We start from the raw sequence: 17,202 nt of genomic DNA, 5'->3' as shown, positions 1-17,202 counted from the left end.
GAGGTGAGAAAGGAAAGAACTTCATGGAAATATTATCACCGCAGAACACGCGGGTAAAAGAATGGGCCGGACTTCAGGAAAAAAAACACCGCGATAAGTCCGGCAAATATATAGTGGAAGGGATTCATCTGGTTCAGGAGGCACTGCTGGCGGCAGCCGATGTGGAGATCCTTGCCTACGATTTGGACAAGGGAATGCCGTCTGAGCTGCGCGATCATCTGCAGGCGGTGCAGGGCATGGAGGTCATCGGCGTGTCGGGCGCAGTAATCGCTAAGTGCAGCAGCACCAATACGCCGCAGCCGGTGTTTGCGGTTGTCCGCAAGGAACAGCAGGGCGTAGAGACGATCCTGGCGAAGACGGACAGTCTGATTGTTGTGCTGGACGGCGTCCAGGACCCCGGCAACGTGGGTACGATCATCCGCAGCGCGGATGCTGCAGGTGCGGACGGGGTTATCCTCGGCCAAGGCTGCGCCGATCTGTATAATCCGAAGACCATCCGCTCCACGATGGGCTCGATGTTCCATCTCCCCGTAGTAGAGGGAGATCTGGGCGTTGTTCTGCCGCAGGCGCGGGAACGCGGCGCCCTTCTGGTCAGCACCTCACTGACCGGCGAGGACTCCTGCTATACGCATGACTTCCGCGGCAGCCAGTGGCTGCTGATCGGCAGCGAAGGCAAGGGCATCTCCCCGCAGACGGCGGCGCTCGTCGATAAGAGCATCATCATCCCGATGGCCGGCCGGGCCGAGTCGCTGAATGCGGCTATGGCGGCTACGATTCTGCTGTTTGAGGGGATGCGGCAGCGGTATTCAAAGTAAATAAACCTGTCTCTGTGTGTGAGTTATAACGAAAAATAGGACTGTTTTTAACCATAAATGAGACAGCTTATAGCATCAAAATGAGACGGAAAAAAGGCATGAAATCCCTTATAGGATAAGGGATTTCTGCTTTTGGTATATGGAGAGTGCTATGAGTATTACAGTGCATAAAAGTCGTTTTTATTGCAAAAAATTTTTATATCCTATATTAGGATTTACCGCATGAATTCGTGTTATATAGCCATTTTTAAAGATCTTGGTGTTCTAACTTTATGAGGAATAATGCCATGTTGGATTCTGGAGGCGATTATCAAGACTCATGTTGGGATAAATATTAAACAATTAAGGAGATTACATAATCTAAATCAAACTGAGTTTGCTAAGAAGATTGGGATTTCGCAAGGTAGCCTTAGTGATCTAGAGGCAGGTAACAGTAAGCCGGCAATAGAAACTGTTATTTCGATATGCACTATATTTGGTTGTTCTTATGAATGGCTATTGACTGGTAATGAATACTCAATTGATGGAGAGTTAAACTCTACAATAACAGAATTAGTCCAAACTGTTAGTAGACTTAATTTAGCGATCAGCTTGGGCTTTTAGAGTTAGCTAAGATCAAATTTAGAATACATGAGGCTTATAAAAACACACTCTAAGAATCTTGATATTAAATTCATGGTGATTAATTAAAAGAATGGGAATAAATATCAACCTAAAACGAAGGCAGCCGATTATATGATCGGCTGCCTTTATTCAACTAACGGGCAGTTCAGTCCAATAATTAATATGCCCGTTTAACGGGCGGTTTTAATTAATGAACAAAATAGTGTAGCTCAACACACTGTTGTAAGACGAAGTCTTTACAGTGTAAGAAGATAAAGTGCAAATTTAATCAATCTACCTTGGCACCATGCGAAAGCGTGTATAAGATGGCTTGTTCTTTATCCAATCGCATGCCAGAAATAGAGATTGCCTTAAAGTCTACTCCACTCATTTTCGCACCTCTAACGTCGGCTCCTTGTAATCTAGCTTTTGAAAAGGATGCCAAAGTAAGATCAGCATTTCTTAAATCAGCTTTCTCCAGGTTTGCCCCCGAAAAGTCAGCCTCAAGAAATTTCACCTCGCGTAAATCTTGTCTTATTAATCTTGCATTTCTCAATATTGTATAGGACCAGTCTCCTTTTGAAATTGTTAGTCCGTCCAACGTTGAATCTGTGAAATCCGAACCGGTCATCTTACATGTGATAAGCTTTGAAGAGAAAAGATTTGCTCGACTAAAGTTGCAGTTTTCAAAAGCCGATTCGTTATGAATGGAGCCATTTAATGAGACACCTTGAAAATCGCATTCGATAAAACGGCAGTTAATTGAATTAATCTCGTCCAGCATCCCGTTAGCGAAGGAGCAACGTGTAAATGTACAGCCAATTAGTTCACCGTACCTCATGTCCTGTCCACTAAAGTTTACCTCTGAGTAATTCTGTCTATGATGTTGAAGCATTCTTTACCTCCAATGAAAAATGAAATAGTCGGCTTTATCTGAATAAATGTTCACTAGTAACGGTGGATATGGCATGTTTATAAACCATGTTTAGTGTTCTGCTTTCGGAACGGATTAAAATTACATAACTATCAAATAGTTCGATTATTCCTTTAATACGTACTCCATTAGTAGTTATAATAGTGCATTCTGTTTTGTTTTTCCTTAAGGCGTTCAGTAGAAAGTCTTGACTCATAGTTATTTGTTCATCTTTTTCTTTCAACTGGACCAACCTTTCCAAAAATAAATTGTATCGTCATCGCAAATAACAGTCATTTTAATATAGCATACGGCTGTCAAGGCCCCGGTTATTTTATAAATAAAGTCAAGTTTTTTATTTTAAAGAAGCTTGGTATAAGTTTGATTTGAAACATAACAAGAGTTTTCGTAAATACAAAAAACTGTTTACAAAAGTAATATCCATACATATAATAAGCATGCTTATTAAATTTACGGGAAAGGAAACTACTAGATGACTACACAAAAGCAATTACAAACACTCGGGTACTGGTTACATCATACCTCCGCGCTTCATAAAAGAGCTTTCGCAACTGAAACTAAAAAGTTTGGTCTAACGACTGAACAGTATGGATTACTACTTCAACTACGTGACCGTGAGAAAGTAAGCCAGAAAAAGCTGGCTGGACTTATACACAAGGATCAAGCGACAACAGGAAAGATTGTTGAAAAGCTTGAAGTTAAAGGTTTTTTGAAACGCCTGCCAGATCCGTCTGATCGTCGTGCTTTTCAGCTATACATTTCTGATAATGGCCGAGAAGTGCTCAATGAGCTTATCCCTATAGCCGAGACGCTCGAAACGCAGGCATGGGAGGGAATAACGGCTGAAGAAATGCAACTTTTTGAGAGTATAATGCATCGATTGCAAGACAACCTGTACAAAAAAAATGTAAACGAGGATGAATAAAATGAAATTTATATCGGAATTTTTAAAAATTAAGCCTGCCAAAATGGGGATTACATTTTCAATTTTTTTGCCTTTTATCTTTTTATTAATTTGGATGACAGGTTTCAATGGTGCAACTGAACGAATTGATCAACTTCATGTTGGACTAGTTGCAGGAAGTAATGAAGAGAGTAGGAGTATTGCCGAGTTTCTAGCTAAAGAAGCTCCTTTTCAAACTAGTATGTCATCATCCAAAGAAGATGCACTGTCAGATATGGATAATGGAAACACTGATATGGTTATTGTTATTTCAAGTAATTTACAATCCTCATCGGCTGGTAGTACTGAAAAGCTGACTTATTATATAAATGAACGTAATTCAGAGGTTGTTAAGTCTGTGATGGAGGGATTATCAAACAAATTAACGGGACAACTAAATAGCACTGTTGTTTCTAATGTACAGCCATTACCGATTCAAGCAGAAGTTATTAAGGTTAACGAGATATCAAATTTTTCCTCCACTATGCTGCCTATGATTCTTGGTTTTATACCGTACATTGCAATGATGACAATGAATATTCAATTTAATATAGCTTCTATGATAATGAAGCGTCAGTTTGGCAAGTGGGAATTGTTCTTCGGACGTCAAATGGTACTTGTCGGGATAGCTATAATTGTTCCACTACTACTATCAGCAGCGATAAAAATATTCCTAAACGTTGAAGCCTCTTTTTGGCAACTATGGGGCTTTGAAGTACTTGTCTTTATGGCAAGCATTTGCATGACCCAACTCGGATTTGTATTATTTGGCGGCATGGGTCCATTATTTAATGTTTTCTTCGTTCCGTTTCAACTCATGACAGCCGGTAATGTTATTGCAGCTTCAATGCTGACTCCATTCTATCGTAATCTAGGAGCATTCCTGCCAGCACCTAATGGTATTCAGGGAGCTATGCATCTTGTGTACGGAGGGGGAACAGTAGGGGGATATGCCGGCAACCTTGCATTAATCGCAATGGTTACATGGGGACTCACTATTCTAAGGCTTGCTTGGCCAAGTAAGGCAGCGGTAAACCAACAGAATATGGGACAAAAAGCAGCATAAACAATGAATCCGCTATAGGTGATATGTGAAACTATTTCATTTATTTGGCAGAATCAAATTTAGCGTATGAAAGGCTATTACTATAAATTGAACCTCTTTTAAGCGTACCTATAACACAGGTTGAAACCGGAACAAAATCGATAAGAATTTGAATCGATCCTGTTCCGGTTATTATATGTCTGCCCAATAAATGAATCAATACATTACCTAGAACATTACCTAGAACATTACCTAGACTATCTAAGAATAGAGAAGATCACAATTCTGCACGGTTTTGCGCAGTTCCGAGGATGAGAGCATTATCAACATTCTCACCGTGTGGAAGCAGGCTTCGGACCACGCAGCAAATATAGCCTATCTCTTATATTTTGTAATTGCAACCTGACAGCTTCTGCGTTTGTCGCTTTTTTTTCTGCATCATTCAGCACTGTCTATTACTTTTAACGTTGTATACCCAGAACGTTCTTCATTTCTCGGCCATTCAGTCCGGCTGTACGTTCCTGCCACTCACACTTAGTGCGTTCCTAGGAGCGAAGCTCCTCAATCCTATGCTGACCAGGGTGGGCATTTCGGGGACTCTTGTCTTCATCACAAGGTTTATCCCCGGCAGTACAGGAGTCAGTCCAAAAGAGCAAGGGAGCGCGTCAGCGGTCATTAATACCGGTCTGCAGATCGGCGGAGCAATTGCACTAGCAGTTATCATGGCAATTATCTCAGCATCCCTCGGCTCCAACTCCAAGATGGAGATATTGAATCCAGAATTGCTTAATCATTCTATTAAAATTGTATTTAGTGTTTCAACAGTAGTTACTTTGTTCGGTATTACCGTCTCAATTACAGCTTTGAAACGAGCAAGAGGGGGGAAAGAAGGGGGGGTTATTAGAATATGCTGATCTTAGAGGACAAGAATTATGATAGGCATTCCTATGTTCAGCTGTAATTGTTTAAATAACGGAATCATAATCTCAATAAGTCAGGAGCAGTTTACCATCTGATAGCTGCTCTTGACTTATTGAGGGTAGGTGTAGGATCGATAAAAAAGCTGCTCCAATAGTGCCTCGATTACCTCACCTTTTTAATTGATCCCCGATCTGTCCAATATGCAGGGAGAGTGCATCACTTTCATTTTCACCTAAAATTGCACCATAAAGTTTGTGTAAATTGTCCCAAGCTTTGTTCACCTGTTCAACCATTTCGGCGCCATTATCCGTTAAATATGTTAATGCGCTTCTGCCGGAATGTTCACTGCGCAAAAGATTTTTGTTTTCTAATTTGTCTACAAAACGCGCAATTGTTGATGGTGCCGTGTGTAATAGGTCGGCAAGTTCTTTCTGACCAATACCTGGGTTTTCATTTACTGCCAGAATAATAAATCCATACGTAGGGGATAAGCCTGTGGGTTTAAAGGCTTCTTCGGCGATTTTATCCATGATCCGGTCTAACTTTTTCACCGTAAAGAATAGGCACTCGCTTAAGGCTTGATTGATTGGTTTGTTCATCTATGATCCCTTCTTTTCTTTCATATCGTCTATGCAGGTAAGATCCAATTATTAATATCTTTAATTTCTTTATTATTATACGGATGATTTAAAAGGTATGTCCACTAACTGAGCTATAAAAAACTATTGTAAAACACATGAGAAATAATCATTAAATTATTGTTGCATGTACACGCAACAATATGTATTATAAACATTATGGTAAGTGAAGAACACTTCAAAAAGAAAGGATAAACCAACATGAATGAAATTATATGGCCTCAGGGGTATCTGCCAGGCATGACTGACAACTTTGCTTCAAATGAGATTATTGTTGCTAATTTAACCACAGTGGAGGTATGGGAATACTTAAACAATACATCAAAGTGGGAATTATACTACAGCAATGTCTCGGATATTCATTTCCATAATGGTGGGGGGCCTGAATTATCCGACGGTGCTCACTTCAGATTCAATACCTTTGGTTTCCCTATAGCGGCCGAAGTGGTGGAATGCGTACCCCCGACTGATAGCAATCCTGCACGACTAGCGTGGCATGGTTGGGAAGAAGGATCAACAGCGACGGATACTTTGCATGTTCACCACGCTTGGTTGCTGGAGGACTTGCCTGGAGGCCGAGTACGTATCCTTACTCAAGAAACGCAAAACGGGAAAGATGCGCGTGAGATGGCAAAAGAAAAGCCAAATCCTATGATTAACGGACATCAGGAATGGATTGAAGGACTGGCTAACGCCGCAAAAAATGCACGTTCCTAAACATTCAACGAGCAACTCTCATAACATGAGAAAACCTAAGTCAACCGTCTTCTCCTCTGGAGAGGGCGGTTGAAAACATTTTAACAAGGAGGAGAAGGAGAAGGATGCATAAATTAGGTTGGATCGGTTTAGGTCATATGGGAGCGCCAATGGCCATGAATCTTTTACAAGCAGGATATGAAGTGAATGTGTATAATCGTTCCCATGAAAAAACAAGGGGTTTGGTTGAAAAAGGGGCAAAACAATTAAATTCGTCAAAAGAAGTGGTTGATCAATCAGATATTATATTTATCATGTTGTCTGATTCAAATGCTGTAAATAATGTGTTGATGCTGGAAAATGGTGTTTTAGAAGCACAAACAGCTGGAAAAGTAGTTATTAACATGAGTACAATTTCTCCAGAGGATGCCTTGAAATTTGCTGGAATAATATCAGAAAACGGTGGACAATATTTGGATGCGCCTGTATCAGGTTCTGTAGGGGCAGCAATGTCCGGTCAATTAGTTATTCTTACAGGTGGTGATATTCAAACCTTAGAGGAATACAAACCATACTTCGATATACTGGGGAAATCAAGCATCCACTTTGGGACAGTCGGGAAAGGAAGCTCAGCAAAATTAGCAATTAATATGCTGTTAGGCATTATGGGACAAGGAATAGCGGAAGCTTTGGTATTCGCTGATAAGGCGGGTCTTGATAAAGAGGATGTGCTGGCGTTGATTTCTCAATCCGGAATGAATTCTCCACTGTTCCAAGCTAAAAAAGAAATGTATCGTAACGAGGAATTCCCATCTGCATTCATGCTGGAGCTGATGACAAAAGATTTGGGGCTCGTTAAAGAAGCGGCAGATTTATTGGGAACGACGTTACCTTTGGCAGAAGTAGCAAATGAGACGTTTATCTCAGCTGAAAAAAACGGGAAAGCTAAGTTGGATATGGCAGCTATTTATTTAGAAATTAAGGATCGAATTACAAAGTAAAGTCAAAGGGACGCATTTAATCTCACTCTCGTACCCTGTAATCTATTGAATAGCACTTAAGCTAGCATCCCGTCTATATGTGCTACTATAGGGATAGCAGCATGATCTGTCCGTCTGCATCATCATTTTCGTCTAATGATTCAAAGCCATGCAGCACATTTTCAATCAATCTCTAAAGCAGAACCACATTGGAAATACTGAATTGATGAATTCTACTTTTTTATCATTCCCTGTGTCTTCTTAAATATGTCTGAGAATAAATCATCTTCCCCATAGCAATACTTATAAGATGCCAGAATAGAAAAATGACCAACTCCATTGTTACATCATAATGTCAGCTGAATAAAAGATCAAAATACGGCAAGAATGAAAATCAGATGTTGTTAATTTTTTTGAACACAGCTATAATGAAAATGCGAGTTAAGGATAGTGATTGTTTAATTACAAGCTAGACCTGCTTGCATATCATAAATTTGCGCTTACATAAGCGTTCATTTCATGATGTGCGGGTAGGTCTTTTATTTTGCAACAAAGGGGGGGATAAGATGTTTATTCTTAAAATCCTAAATAATAATGTGGCTGTAACACAAGATAATTTGGGCCAGGAAGTCATTGTCATGGGGAAAGGAATTGCTTACCAAAAAAGAGTTGGTGACACACTTGATGAGCAAAATATTGATAAGATTTACTCACTTTCAACAAAAGAAGCATTTCTGAAATTTCAGGAATTAGTAACTGAAATTCCATTAGATTATTTTGATATTGCTGATAAGATCATAACGAATGCAAAATTGACATTAGGAAAAAAGCTAAACGAAAGTATATATATATCGCTTAGCGATCATATTTTTTCAACCGTAAACCGATTTAAAGAAGGAATAACGTTGAAAAACGCGTTGCTTTGGGACATTAAACGATTTTATGCTGTCGAATTTCAGATCGGTTTGAAGGCGCTTCAATACATTAAAGACACTTTTGATATTCAATTTTCTGAAGATGAGGCTGGTTTTCTGGCTTTACACATTGTCAATGCTGAAGAACGACAAGAAAGTCATGATATCTATAAAGTGACGAAAATCATTCAAGAAGTTAGCGATATCGTAAGATATTACTTCCGCATTGAATTTGACGAACAGTCCGTAGCATTCTATAGATTTGTTACCCACCTTAAATTTTTTGCCCAAAGATTGATTAGTGGCAATTTACATCAGAATGAAAGTGATCAGGACTTATTAGATGTAATCAAACAAAAACATCTGGCTGCATACCAGTGTGTAGGGAAAATCGAAATCTACATTAAAAACAATTACGATTATAGCCTGACTAGTGAAGAAAAATTATATTTGACCGTTCATATTCAGCGCGTCATTTTCAAAACTAAATCCTAAAATTAATTTATGAAAGGAGGTGAGTTTTTTTAGTAACGCAGGATGGTGACATTAAGTTGGCCAAACCCTTCATTTCGCTGGTTCACAGCTCAAAACATGGAGGATTTAACATGGGAAAATATCAAAAGTTAGCTAAAGAGATAGTAGCACATGTAGGTGGAACGGATAACATCGACAATCTCACTCATTGCGTCACGCGATTGAGATTTGACTTGAAAGACAACTCGGTGCCCAAGGACGAGGTTGTAAAAACTTTAGATGGCGTAGTAACGGTAGTTCGATCTGGAGGTCAGTATCAGGTCGTTATCGGAAATCATGTTGCTGAGGTATATTCGGAGGTTAAGTCGATTGCTAATCTTGGTTCTGAAAATGCAGATTCTACAAATACAATAGTTATCAAAAAAAAGAAGCCTCTAGATGCCTTTATCGATGTAATCTCCGGTTTGTTTCAACCGATTCTAGGAATTCTTTGTGCTGCGGGGATGCTGAAGGGTCTAAACACACTATTTAGTACGCTTGATTTCTACACAATGGACAGTGGAATATATATGCTTGTTAATGCAATGGGAGACGCACTCTTTATGTTCCTCCCGGTATTTCTGGGCTTTACATCCGCCAACAAATTTAAGGTCCAACCTTTTATAGGGATACTCATCGGATTAGCGATGTGTTATCCAGCCATACAATTGGATGCTTTGACCGCAACCAAAGATCCTCTTTACACATTGTTTTCCAGTTCGGCACTAAGCTCACCTGTTTATTTGGATGTTTTCGGTATTCCTTTAATCAGTATGAACTATACATCCACAGTTTTACCTGTAATTATCGTAGTTTATTTTGCTTCAAAAGTTCAGCCTATCATGGATAAATTTATCCCTAGCGTAATCAAGTTCTTTATGGTTCCGATGATAACGGTACTTATTTCTCTAACCCTAGGATTCTTATTGATTGGACCTGTTGCCAGCTATGCGTCTGAACTCATTGCACAAGGTGTATTGGTAGTCCAAGACGCCAGTCCAGTAGTAGCTGGGTTCCTTTTAGGATTTTTATGGCAGATCCTTTTAGTATTTGGACTTCATTGGGGATTTGTGCCTATATATATAAACAATATAACAACTCTAGGATACGACACGATTATGGCTTCCATCTTTGCAACAACATTTTCCCAATTGGCGATTGTAGTGGGTATAACGATTAAAACGAAAGATAAGAAGCTCAAAGCTTTAGGCGTACCGTCAGTCATTTCGGCATTGTTTGGTGTCACAGAACCTATTGTCTACGGAATTACTTTGCCGCGTAAAAAACTCTTTATTATGAGTTGTATCGTTTCAGGAATTGCGGCCGGATTTTATGGAATGTATAACCTTAGAGAATTTACGTTTGGCGGGTTGGGAATATTCGAGTTTCTAACAATGGTAGATCCGAACGAACCTGGTACCAAAAATGTCATGATCGCCGTCATTGGCGTGGTATTTGCTATGGTTGCATCCTTTATATTGACACTCGTGATGTTTAAGGACGAATCAGAGGAAGTTCATCCTGCTGATTTATCCGTGAAACTCCCTAAATCAGTATCTGAGTCCGGGAAAAAGAATACTATGTTCAGCCCGATGAATGGGGAGGTTATTCCGATCCAGGAAGTACAAGATGAAGCTTTTTCACAAGAATTATTGGGCAGAGGCATTGGAATTCGTCCCTCTACAGGTGAATTATTTGCACCGTTTGACGGTAAAGTGGTTACGCTTTTCCCTACCAAACATGCCGTTGGGTTGGTTTCTAACGAAGGTATGGAAGTATTGATTCACATTGGATTTAATACCGTTCGGTTAAAAGGAAAATATTTTGATAGCTATGTACAAGAAGGAGACATTGTGCAGAAAGGGCAAAAACTAGTCGATTTCAATATTGCTGAAATTGAGAAGGCAGGATTTTCTGTGGAAACACCGATCATTGTTACGAATACTGAGAATTATCTTGAAATTGTTGAAACCCCGGAAAAGAAAGTCAGCGCGGGTAAGGTTCTTCTAACCGGCTTATTATAGTTTTAAAACTAAACATAGAGGGAGACGAGACATGAGTTTCAGAAAAGATTTTTTATGGGGTGGAGCTACTGCAGCCAATCAATGCGAAGGTGCATACGCGGTTGATGGAAGAGGAATAGCAAATGTAGATTTGTCACCGATCGGCGAAGATCGAATCAAAGTCATTACTGGAAAATTGAAAATGTTTGATTTTGACGATCAGCATTTTTACCCGGCCCGAGAAGCTATTGATATGTATCATCATTATAAAGAGGATATTGCTTTATTTGCTGATATGGGTTTTAGAGTGTACCGGTTATCGATTGCTTGGAGCAGAATTTTCCCAAAAGGTGACGAGTTGGAGCCGAATGAAGCTGGTTTACAATTCTATGAAGATTTATTTAATGAATGTCGGAAATATAACATTGAACCTCTTGTTACGATTACACATTTTGATTGTCCAATACATCTGGTGAAAGAGTATGGTGCTTGGAGGAATCGCAAACTAATTGTTTTCTATGAAAGATTATGCCGCGTAATTTTCAATCGTTACAAGGGGCTAGTTAAATATTGGATTACTTTTAATGAGATTAATGCTATTTTAGAAGCTCCTTTTTTGGCAGCGGGACTCTATTTCGAAGAGCATGAGGATGTAGAAGCAGTCAAATATATAGCAAGTCACCATGAGTTGGTAGCTAGTGCTTTGGCGACTAAAATTGCGCATGAAGTAGACCCGGAAAATAAAGTTGGATGTATGCTGGCTGCTCTTGCTCCCTACCCACAAACCTGTAATCCGGAAGATATTTGGAAATCAAAACAGGCGGAAAATGAAAGCTATTTCTTTATTGATGTGCAGGCAAGAGGTGAATATCCTGCATATGTATTAAAAGCATTGGAACGAAAGAATATTACATTACCGTTTCAAGACGGTGATCGAGAATTGCTAAAAGAAAATACCGTTGATTTCATTGGCTTCTCTTATTATTCGTCTACTGTAGTTAGTGCTGCACCTAAGTCAACGGATTCGATCGGAGGTGTGTTACTTTCGAGCCTACCCAATCCTTATTTAAAAGCAAGTGAGTGGGGACAGCAAATTGATCCACTTGGACTGAGAATTACAATGAATACTCTTTACGATCGTTACCAGAAGCCGTTATTCATCGTTGAAAATGGGTTGGGAGCTGTAGATATACCTGATAAAAATAATTATGTCGAAGATGACTACCGTATTAAATACCTTAGCGACCATATTAAGGCCATGCGTGATGGGGTCAATTACGATGGTATAGATTTATTAGGATACACGGTTTGGGGACCTATAGACCTTGTAAGCGCAGAATCTGGGGAGATGAAAAAACGATACGGATTTATTCATGTAGATAGGGACAATTTTGGTCAAGGAACTTTAAAACGTACGAAGAAGAAATCTTTTGAGTGGTATAAGAAAGTGATTTCTAGCAATGGGGAAGATTTAAATTACTAAAATTCTAAAGGGATAGACCGTTTGTATTAAATAATGAAAAACACGGCGACCGTATGCGGTCGCCGTAAACCAAGAGCAGGAGATGGTATACTCAATTTATCTATAGACAGGTGCTGTCTCTATGCAAAACTTCATTAGTTTTTAATTGCTACATAATAGAAACTTTTTTAGGATATAATTTTTAAACCAACAGCGGCTACCAAAACCATTGCCATAAAAACTATACGTTTTATGGCCCTGGATTCTCCGTACAGTAAAATACCGACTATACCTGAACCCACTGTACCGATACCCGTCCAAATAGCATAGGCTGTCCCCATAGGAAGAGTCTGCATAGCTATGCTGAGACAAATAAAGCTTAACCCTATTCCAAGGATAAATACGATAAAAGATTTAATATTTTTATCGCGTATAATTAAATTCATTCCAATGACACCGACAACTTCAAATAAACCAGCGAGGATGAGGAAAATCCAGGACATTATGCAACACCTCGCTTAGTTGTATTATCTTTTGTTACCATCTTTAAACCTAATACACCAGTTAAGAGTAGAGCAATCAAAAGGATCTTAATTAAACTAAACTCTTCGCCAAATAAAAGCATTTCTACTAATACCGTTCCTGAAGTTCCAAGCCCGGTGAATACAGCATACGCAGTGCCCACTGGAAGCTTAGCTGCAACAGCTCGAATGAGTAGACCAAATGACAATACAATAGCAATTACCGTTCCTGTCCATGTCAATACATCATCAGCATGCTTTAACCCCATAACCCAGAGCACCTCAAAACATGCTCCAATTAATACGTATAACCAACTACGGTTCATTCTCCAAACCCCTCTTTCTTTATTTAATTCCACGCCAGTAGATATTCCATGACGCATCTAATCTTATTCGCGCACGTTGTAATCCACCGAAGAGCATTTCAACAAACATCCCGTCCATTAGAGCAATATAAGCAATAGCAGCATGGTCTACATCCGTTTGAAACATAAAGGTGTTCTTCGTATTCGCTTCTTCAAACAAAGAACGAATTCTCTCCTGAAGTTGCTCAATAAATTCGTTTCCTCTTTGACTAATCGTATCTTTCAAGTGAAGTGGAGGATAAAAAATTGTTCTTAGGAAAAAATTAGTGTTGTCATCTTTTTCATACCGTTCAATATATTCTAGCAAAAAGCCATGCAGCAAACGTTCAATCTCTAAGTCAGATCCGCCGTGAAAGTACTTATTAATGAAATCCTCCTCTGTGTTCCATGAGTCTTCAAAAACCTCTGAGAATAACTCGTCTTTCCCTTTGAAATACGTGTAAATAGACTGTTTTTTAATCCCTACTTCATTTGCAATCGTGGCTAATGATGCGCCTTCATATCCATTCATTGCGAATTGATTACGTGAAGCCAGTTTAATTAAATTTAAAGTCATCTCATCACCTTCCGAACGTTCGTAAGGAGATAGTAGCATGATGTTCTCATTATTTCAAGTACGTATTTTAGTGATTAGTTAAATGCTAAAAGGTAGTTATCACGTTTGAGAAGAAAAGAATACACCTAAGAGGAGAAATTCTAAAACAACCAAAAACTGAAATATGTAACTAGAGGAGAGATCTTGAATATATCGCGAGAAGGGGAAAATACAAAGTAACTCGGACTTGAAAAATATTAGGGTGAGCTAATTTTGACTTGACTATTACGTTGAATAATTAGTCTAAAAGGACTCCCTGGAAAGAGAGCTAAGCAGTAAACTTAATAGCTTAAATTGAGCAAAAGCTGATGGCCCGCTTCCACTTCTTGAGTTAAAAGGTATTCTGATGAAAAGATAATTCAAGCAAAACCAACCATCAAAGATGATCTTCAATGGTTGGTATTGCGTAATTCCCTGTTATCAATGCACGTTTTGAAATATCAGAAATTGTAAACTGGCTTAACTTCTCCATAACAACTTTGTCTACTTGATTAATTACATCTTGAAAAACAGGCTGAATACCAGATCCTACGATACATTCTTTGTTGGGCTCAGCCGGACTTGCAGATATAACAGAACCACCTTCAAGGAGTGTGTAAATTTCTGCGAGCGTGATCTGGTCTGGGGATCTGGTTAGTCGGTATCCACCTCCACCACCTTCCTTTGTTTCAAGAAGACCATTGTGAACGAGCTTTGCTAATACACGTCTTAAAAATACTGAATGCGTATTAATACTTGATGCAATATAAGCACTTGAGAACCCCTCTTGAGATGTAGAGAGCAGTGACAAGGCATGGACTGCCATTGGAAACCAACTTGCAGACATTTCGTTAACCTCCGTTTTAAGTCTTACTGTAACTACAGTATAGCAGAAATGATCTGTGTCCAAATTGTAAATGAGTACAAAATAATATTAACAAAAAAACTCAATCCTCTAATAATTGTATGAAAAGGATATATATAGCCCTAAACAGATGTAAAAGTCTGTTTGACAAATCAATGGAGTGAAACTAAAATGGTTACAGTAACTGTTTTGGTTACAGTTTGCTAATCTAACTTTAGAAAGAGGAACTGACAATGAAGACATTAGTAATAACTGCACATCCCAATCTAGATCAATCGATTGTAAACAAACGATGGGTGGAAGAACTAAACAAATACTCAGGTGAACTGACCATTCATAATTTGTATAAAGAATATCCAAATGAACAGATTGATATAGAACGTGAGCGGCAGCTTGTATCAGAACATGATCGTATTGTGTTTCAATTTCCACTTTACTGGTACAGCACACCTCCACTTCTTAAGAAATGGCAGGATTGGGTACTAACAGGTTGGGTTGGTGGAGCAACTGGTTCCCAATTGATGGGCAAAGAACTATTGTTGGCTATCTCGGCAGGCACACCCAAAAAATATTTTGAGCCTGATGGTCTAGTTGGTTATTCAATGGAGGAACTGTTAAGACCTATACAGGCATTGAGCAAGTATATAGGTATTAAATTACTTCCGCCGTTCGTTCAATACGGTACTCCAGAACTAAGTGATGAGGATATTGAAATCTCCGCGCGCCAATATTTAAAGGCTGTATTATCTTAATGATCAGAAAAAGAGCTACCTTACTAAGAGTAAAGGAGCTCTTTTTTTCTTGGAATGTTGATTACTGCTTGAAAGACGAAATGTACACGGATGCTTAACATAAGTTAAGAGGAAAGAAAAACTTTAAAATTCAGGTTTTCTGGATACATACAATCTTTTACTAATGATTGGATATTATAAACGTAAGGCATGAAGAAAAAATAAATTGACAAACAAGAAATACAAATGTATATTTGATCCATCAACAGTTGACACATCAATAGTTGATGAATCAATTCATCTGAATAAATAAGGAGGCAATTTAATTGATTACAATTGATATATGGACTGATTTTGTTTGTGAGTATTGCTACATTGGTAAACGTGAGTTAGAAAATGCATTAGTAAGTACTGGGCTGAAAGACCAAGTTAAAATTAACTATAAAGCATTTCAGCTAATGCCGGATGCTCCGACTACACCAGAACAAACTATGCTTGAGGCCTATAGCCAGCATGTGGGCAAGCCGATCCATATGATTCACGAAATCATTTCTGGACCTATTGCGAGAGCTAAATCTATTGGTATTGATATCAGATTCGATAATTTAATGAGTCAGAGTACACTCAAAGCCCATCGTGTAGCAAAATATGCTCAAGAGATGGGTAAAGGGGAGCTTTTACAAGATCGTTTGTTCTATAGCCTTTTTACCGAAAATAAATTTCTGGCTGATACCGAACAATTAGTGGAAATTGCAAAACAAGTTGGTTTAGACGAAGAAGCCGTTCGAAAAGTAGCTAATGATGAAACTGCATATTTATCAGAAGTCCAAAACGATAAAAATGCTGCAGCCAAACTTGGTGTAAGAGGTGTACCTTATTACGTCTTTAATAATCAATATGCTGTATCTGGAGCCCAACCTCAAGCAGTGTTTGCTAAGTTACTGGATCAGTTAAAAGAAGAATTAGGAATGACAACTCCCCTCAAAACTTTTGGTGAGAACAGTGCAGCTTGTGGTCCAGAGGGATGTTCAATCTAATAATTAATTTAATTCCTGGGAGGAAAAACAATGTCAACAATTACTCATAATCAATGGTTTGAAAAGGGCATGACTTACGCCGAATATTTGGAGTGGATGAAAGTAAAGCGTGAGGTAGTTAATGGTGTTTATGAGAAGCTTGTCTTTACACCAGAGGATCTTGCGGTATGGAATGACGTTGCCAAGCGTAATTTGAGAGGGATTGTATTGACTGCCGACTGGTGCGGAGATGCTGCCTTGAACGTGCCCATCGTACAAAGAATAGCGGAGCAAAGCCAAATTGAATTGCGCTTTTTGATCCGGGATGAAAACCTTGAGCTTATGGATCAGTACTTGACGAACGGAACCTCGAGAGCTATCCCAATTTTTGTTTTTATTGACGAGGCAGGTGTAATGAAGGAAGTTTGGGGGCCATGCTCACCAGAAGTACAGAATTTGATTACAGAGATACGCAGTCAATTGCCAGAAAAAGATGCAGCCGATTTTAAAGAAAAACAATTAATCGCATATGAAAAATTTGAAGATCATATTGCAGAAGATCCTAGTATTTGGCGTACTGTAATCGAGAGCGTGAAGGCTAAATTGAAACCTTAACAGATACTCAACTTTAGAAGGAAACAAGGTCAATAGTAGATATTTATA

General features: G+C 38.9%; 20 protein-coding genes. 13 read left to right on the top strand and 7 right to left on the bottom strand.

The window, feature by feature from the left end:
* Nucleotides 1-23: 23 nt before the first annotated feature.
* Both BN3772_RS02045 and BN3772_RS02040 read left to right on the top strand, forming a co-directional pair.
* Nucleotides 24-815, top strand: a complete 792-nt coding sequence (locus tag BN3772_RS02045; RefSeq protein ID WP_042196152.1) for a TrmH family RNA methyltransferase — start codon at nucleotides 24-26, stop codon at nucleotides 813-815.
* A 282-nt stretch (nucleotides 816-1,097) separates the two neighbouring features.
* On the top strand, nucleotides 1,098-1,418 hold the full coding sequence (locus tag BN3772_RS02040; protein ID WP_052380335.1) for a helix-turn-helix domain-containing protein: 321 nt from the start codon (nucleotides 1,098-1,100) through the stop codon (nucleotides 1,416-1,418).
* Nucleotides 1,419-1,707: 289 nt separating this feature from the next.
* Here the strand turns inward: BN3772_RS02040 and BN3772_RS02035 are convergent, their stop codons facing one another.
* Nucleotides 1,708-2,313, bottom strand: a complete 606-nt coding sequence (locus BN3772_RS02035) for a pentapeptide repeat-containing protein (protein ID WP_042196149.1) — start codon at nucleotides 2,311-2,313, stop codon at nucleotides 1,708-1,710.
* A 34-nt stretch (nucleotides 2,314-2,347) separates the two neighbouring features.
* The gene (gene hfq / locus BN3772_RS02030) at nucleotides 2,348-2,548 is read right to left on the bottom strand and encodes an RNA chaperone Hfq (protein ID WP_086074362.1); all 201 of its coding nucleotides are present in this window, start codon (nucleotides 2,546-2,548) and stop codon (nucleotides 2,348-2,350) included.
* Nucleotides 2,549-2,824: 276 nt separating this feature from the next.
* On the opposite strand from hfq, the gene BN3772_RS02025 reads away from it, so the two are divergent.
* The 3 genes from BN3772_RS02025 (at nucleotide 2,825) to BN3772_RS02015 (ending at nucleotide 5,254) form a co-directional block, all read left to right on the top strand.
* Nucleotides 2,825-3,277, top strand: coding sequence for a MarR family winged helix-turn-helix transcriptional regulator (locus tag BN3772_RS02025; RefSeq protein WP_042196146.1), 453 nt, complete (start codon nucleotides 2,825-2,827; stop codon nucleotides 3,275-3,277).
* 1 nt (nucleotide 3,278) lies between these two features.
* Nucleotides 3,279-4,361 (top strand): YhgE/Pip domain-containing protein, encoded by a 1,083-nt coding sequence (locus BN3772_RS02020; RefSeq protein WP_244444657.1) that lies wholly within the window; start codon nucleotides 3,279-3,281, stop codon nucleotides 4,359-4,361.
* Between the two features lie 548 nt (nucleotides 4,362-4,909).
* Nucleotides 4,910-5,254 (top strand): hypothetical protein, encoded by a 345-nt coding sequence (locus BN3772_RS02015; protein WP_052380334.1) that lies wholly within the window; start codon nucleotides 4,910-4,912, stop codon nucleotides 5,252-5,254.
* 174 nt (nucleotides 5,255-5,428) lie between these two features.
* Here BN3772_RS02015 and BN3772_RS02010 read toward each other — a convergent pair whose 3' ends face one another.
* On the bottom strand, nucleotides 5,429-5,860 hold the full coding sequence (locus BN3772_RS02010) for a MarR family winged helix-turn-helix transcriptional regulator (RefSeq protein ID WP_042196143.1): 432 nt from the start codon (nucleotides 5,858-5,860) through the stop codon (nucleotides 5,429-5,431).
* Nucleotides 5,861-6,100: 240 nt separating this feature from the next.
* On the opposite strand from BN3772_RS02010, the gene BN3772_RS02005 reads away from it, so the two are divergent.
* From BN3772_RS02005 to BN3772_RS01985, 5 genes are all read left to right on the top strand, one after another.
* Nucleotides 6,101-6,616: an SRPBCC family protein gene (locus BN3772_RS02005; RefSeq protein ID WP_042196141.1), complete on the top strand. Its 516-nt coding sequence runs from the start codon at nucleotides 6,101-6,103 to the stop codon at nucleotides 6,614-6,616.
* Nucleotides 6,617-6,720: 104 nt separating this feature from the next.
* Complete coding sequence (locus tag BN3772_RS02000) at nucleotides 6,721-7,596, top strand: NAD(P)-dependent oxidoreductase (protein WP_042196139.1); 876 nt, start codon at nucleotides 6,721-6,723, stop codon at nucleotides 7,594-7,596.
* A gap of 545 nt (nucleotides 7,597-8,141) precedes the next feature.
* A complete protein-coding gene (licT, locus tag BN3772_RS01995; protein ID WP_042196137.1) occupies nucleotides 8,142-8,984 on the top strand; it encodes a BglG family transcription antiterminator LicT in 843 nt (280 codons plus the stop codon).
* A gap of 110 nt (nucleotides 8,985-9,094) precedes the next feature.
* Nucleotides 9,095-11,026, top strand: coding sequence for a beta-glucoside-specific PTS transporter subunit IIABC (locus BN3772_RS01990; protein ID WP_042196135.1), 1,932 nt, complete (start codon nucleotides 9,095-9,097; stop codon nucleotides 11,024-11,026).
* A 31-nt stretch (nucleotides 11,027-11,057) separates the two neighbouring features.
* Nucleotides 11,058-12,488, top strand: a complete 1,431-nt coding sequence (locus BN3772_RS01985) for a 6-phospho-beta-glucosidase (protein ID WP_042196133.1) — start codon at nucleotides 11,058-11,060, stop codon at nucleotides 12,486-12,488.
* 167 nt (nucleotides 12,489-12,655) lie between these two features.
* Here the strand turns inward: BN3772_RS01985 and BN3772_RS01980 are convergent, their stop codons facing one another.
* The 4 genes from BN3772_RS01980 to BN3772_RS01965 form a co-directional block, all read right to left on the bottom strand.
* Complete coding sequence (locus BN3772_RS01980; RefSeq protein ID WP_042196130.1) at nucleotides 12,656-12,970, bottom strand: DMT family transporter; 315 nt, start codon at nucleotides 12,968-12,970, stop codon at nucleotides 12,656-12,658.
* Nucleotides 12,970-13,314, bottom strand: a complete 345-nt coding sequence (locus tag BN3772_RS01975) for a DMT family transporter (protein ID WP_042196127.1) — start codon at nucleotides 13,312-13,314, stop codon at nucleotides 12,970-12,972. The genes BN3772_RS01980 and BN3772_RS01975 overlap by 1 nt, the downstream gene beginning before the upstream one ends.
* A gap of 19 nt (nucleotides 13,315-13,333) precedes the next feature.
* Nucleotides 13,334-13,909 (bottom strand): TetR/AcrR family transcriptional regulator, encoded by a 576-nt coding sequence (locus BN3772_RS01970; RefSeq protein ID WP_042196125.1) that lies wholly within the window; start codon nucleotides 13,907-13,909, stop codon nucleotides 13,334-13,336.
* A gap of 415 nt (nucleotides 13,910-14,324) precedes the next feature.
* Nucleotides 14,325-14,774: an RrF2 family transcriptional regulator gene (locus tag BN3772_RS01965; protein ID WP_042196122.1), complete on the bottom strand. Its 450-nt coding sequence runs from the start codon at nucleotides 14,772-14,774 to the stop codon at nucleotides 14,325-14,327.
* Nucleotides 14,775-15,025: 251 nt separating this feature from the next.
* On the opposite strand from BN3772_RS01965, the gene BN3772_RS01960 reads away from it, so the two are divergent.
* The 3 genes from BN3772_RS01960 (at nucleotide 15,026) to BN3772_RS01950 (ending at nucleotide 17,154) form a co-directional block, all read left to right on the top strand.
* Nucleotides 15,026-15,544: an NAD(P)H-dependent oxidoreductase gene (locus tag BN3772_RS01960; RefSeq protein ID WP_042196120.1), complete on the top strand. Its 519-nt coding sequence runs from the start codon at nucleotides 15,026-15,028 to the stop codon at nucleotides 15,542-15,544.
* Between the two features lie 305 nt (nucleotides 15,545-15,849).
* The gene (locus tag BN3772_RS01955) at nucleotides 15,850-16,560 is read left to right on the top strand and encodes a DsbA family oxidoreductase (RefSeq protein WP_052380333.1); all 711 of its coding nucleotides are present in this window, start codon (nucleotides 15,850-15,852) and stop codon (nucleotides 16,558-16,560) included.
* 30 nt (nucleotides 16,561-16,590) lie between these two features.
* A complete protein-coding gene (locus BN3772_RS01950) occupies nucleotides 16,591-17,154 on the top strand; it encodes a thioredoxin family protein (protein WP_042196118.1) in 564 nt (187 codons plus the stop codon).
* Nucleotides 17,155-17,202 lie beyond the last annotated feature (48 nt).

This window comes from Paenibacillus camerounensis (genome assembly GCF_000723885.1).
Lineage (GTDB): Bacteria > Bacillota > Bacilli > Paenibacillales > Paenibacillaceae > Paenibacillus_AQ > Paenibacillus_AQ camerounensis.
Note: the sequence above shows the minus strand (reverse complement) of the source record. Positions and strands in the feature narration are given on the sequence as shown.

What these genes read in the sequence shown, in the direction of transcription:
- BN3772_RS02015 (WP_052380334.1), top strand. Translation starts at nt 4,910, where the DNA reads ATGCTGACCAGGGTGGGCATTTCGGGGACTCTTGTCTTCATCACAAGG.
- BN3772_RS01990 (WP_042196135.1), top strand. Translation starts at nt 9,095, where the DNA reads ATGGGAAAATATCAAAAGTTAGCTAAAGAGATAGTAGCACATGTAGGT.
- BN3772_RS02045 (WP_042196152.1), top strand. Translation starts at nt 24, where the DNA reads ATGGAAATATTATCACCGCAGAACACGCGGGTAAAAGAATGGGCCGGA.
- BN3772_RS02025 (WP_042196146.1), top strand. Translation starts at nt 2,825, where the DNA reads ATGACTACACAAAAGCAATTACAAACACTCGGGTACTGGTTACATCAT.
- BN3772_RS02035 (WP_042196149.1), bottom strand. Translation starts at nt 2,313, where the DNA reads ATGCTTCAACATCATAGACAGAATTACTCAGAGGTAAACTTTAGTGGA.
- BN3772_RS02000 (WP_042196139.1), top strand. Translation starts at nt 6,721, where the DNA reads ATGCATAAATTAGGTTGGATCGGTTTAGGTCATATGGGAGCGCCAATG.
- BN3772_RS02040 (WP_052380335.1), top strand. Translation starts at nt 1,098, where the DNA reads ATGCCATGTTGGATTCTGGAGGCGATTATCAAGACTCATGTTGGGATA.
- BN3772_RS02005 (WP_042196141.1), top strand. Translation starts at nt 6,101, where the DNA reads ATGAATGAAATTATATGGCCTCAGGGGTATCTGCCAGGCATGACTGAC.
- BN3772_RS01960 (WP_042196120.1), top strand. Translation starts at nt 15,026, where the DNA reads ATGAAGACATTAGTAATAACTGCACATCCCAATCTAGATCAATCGATT.
- BN3772_RS01985 (WP_042196133.1), top strand. Translation starts at nt 11,058, where the DNA reads ATGAGTTTCAGAAAAGATTTTTTATGGGGTGGAGCTACTGCAGCCAAT.
- BN3772_RS01975 (WP_042196127.1), bottom strand. Translation starts at nt 13,314, where the DNA reads ATGAACCGTAGTTGGTTATACGTATTAATTGGAGCATGTTTTGAGGTG.
- BN3772_RS02020 (WP_244444657.1), top strand. Translation starts at nt 3,279, where the DNA reads ATGAAATTTATATCGGAATTTTTAAAAATTAAGCCTGCCAAAATGGGG.
- BN3772_RS01965 (WP_042196122.1), bottom strand. Translation starts at nt 14,774, where the DNA reads ATGTCTGCAAGTTGGTTTCCAATGGCAGTCCATGCCTTGTCACTGCTC.
- BN3772_RS01950 (WP_042196118.1), top strand. Translation starts at nt 16,591, where the DNA reads ATGTCAACAATTACTCATAATCAATGGTTTGAAAAGGGCATGACTTAC.
- hfq (WP_086074362.1), bottom strand. Translation starts at nt 2,548, where the DNA reads ATGAGTCAAGACTTTCTACTGAACGCCTTAAGGAAAAACAAAACAGAA.
- licT (WP_042196137.1), top strand. Translation starts at nt 8,142, where the DNA reads ATGTTTATTCTTAAAATCCTAAATAATAATGTGGCTGTAACACAAGAT.
- BN3772_RS01970 (WP_042196125.1), bottom strand. Translation starts at nt 13,909, where the DNA reads ATGACTTTAAATTTAATTAAACTGGCTTCACGTAATCAATTCGCAATG.
- BN3772_RS02010 (WP_042196143.1), bottom strand. Translation starts at nt 5,860, where the DNA reads ATGAACAAACCAATCAATCAAGCCTTAAGCGAGTGCCTATTCTTTACG.
- BN3772_RS01980 (WP_042196130.1), bottom strand. Translation starts at nt 12,970, where the DNA reads ATGTCCTGGATTTTCCTCATCCTCGCTGGTTTATTTGAAGTTGTCGGT.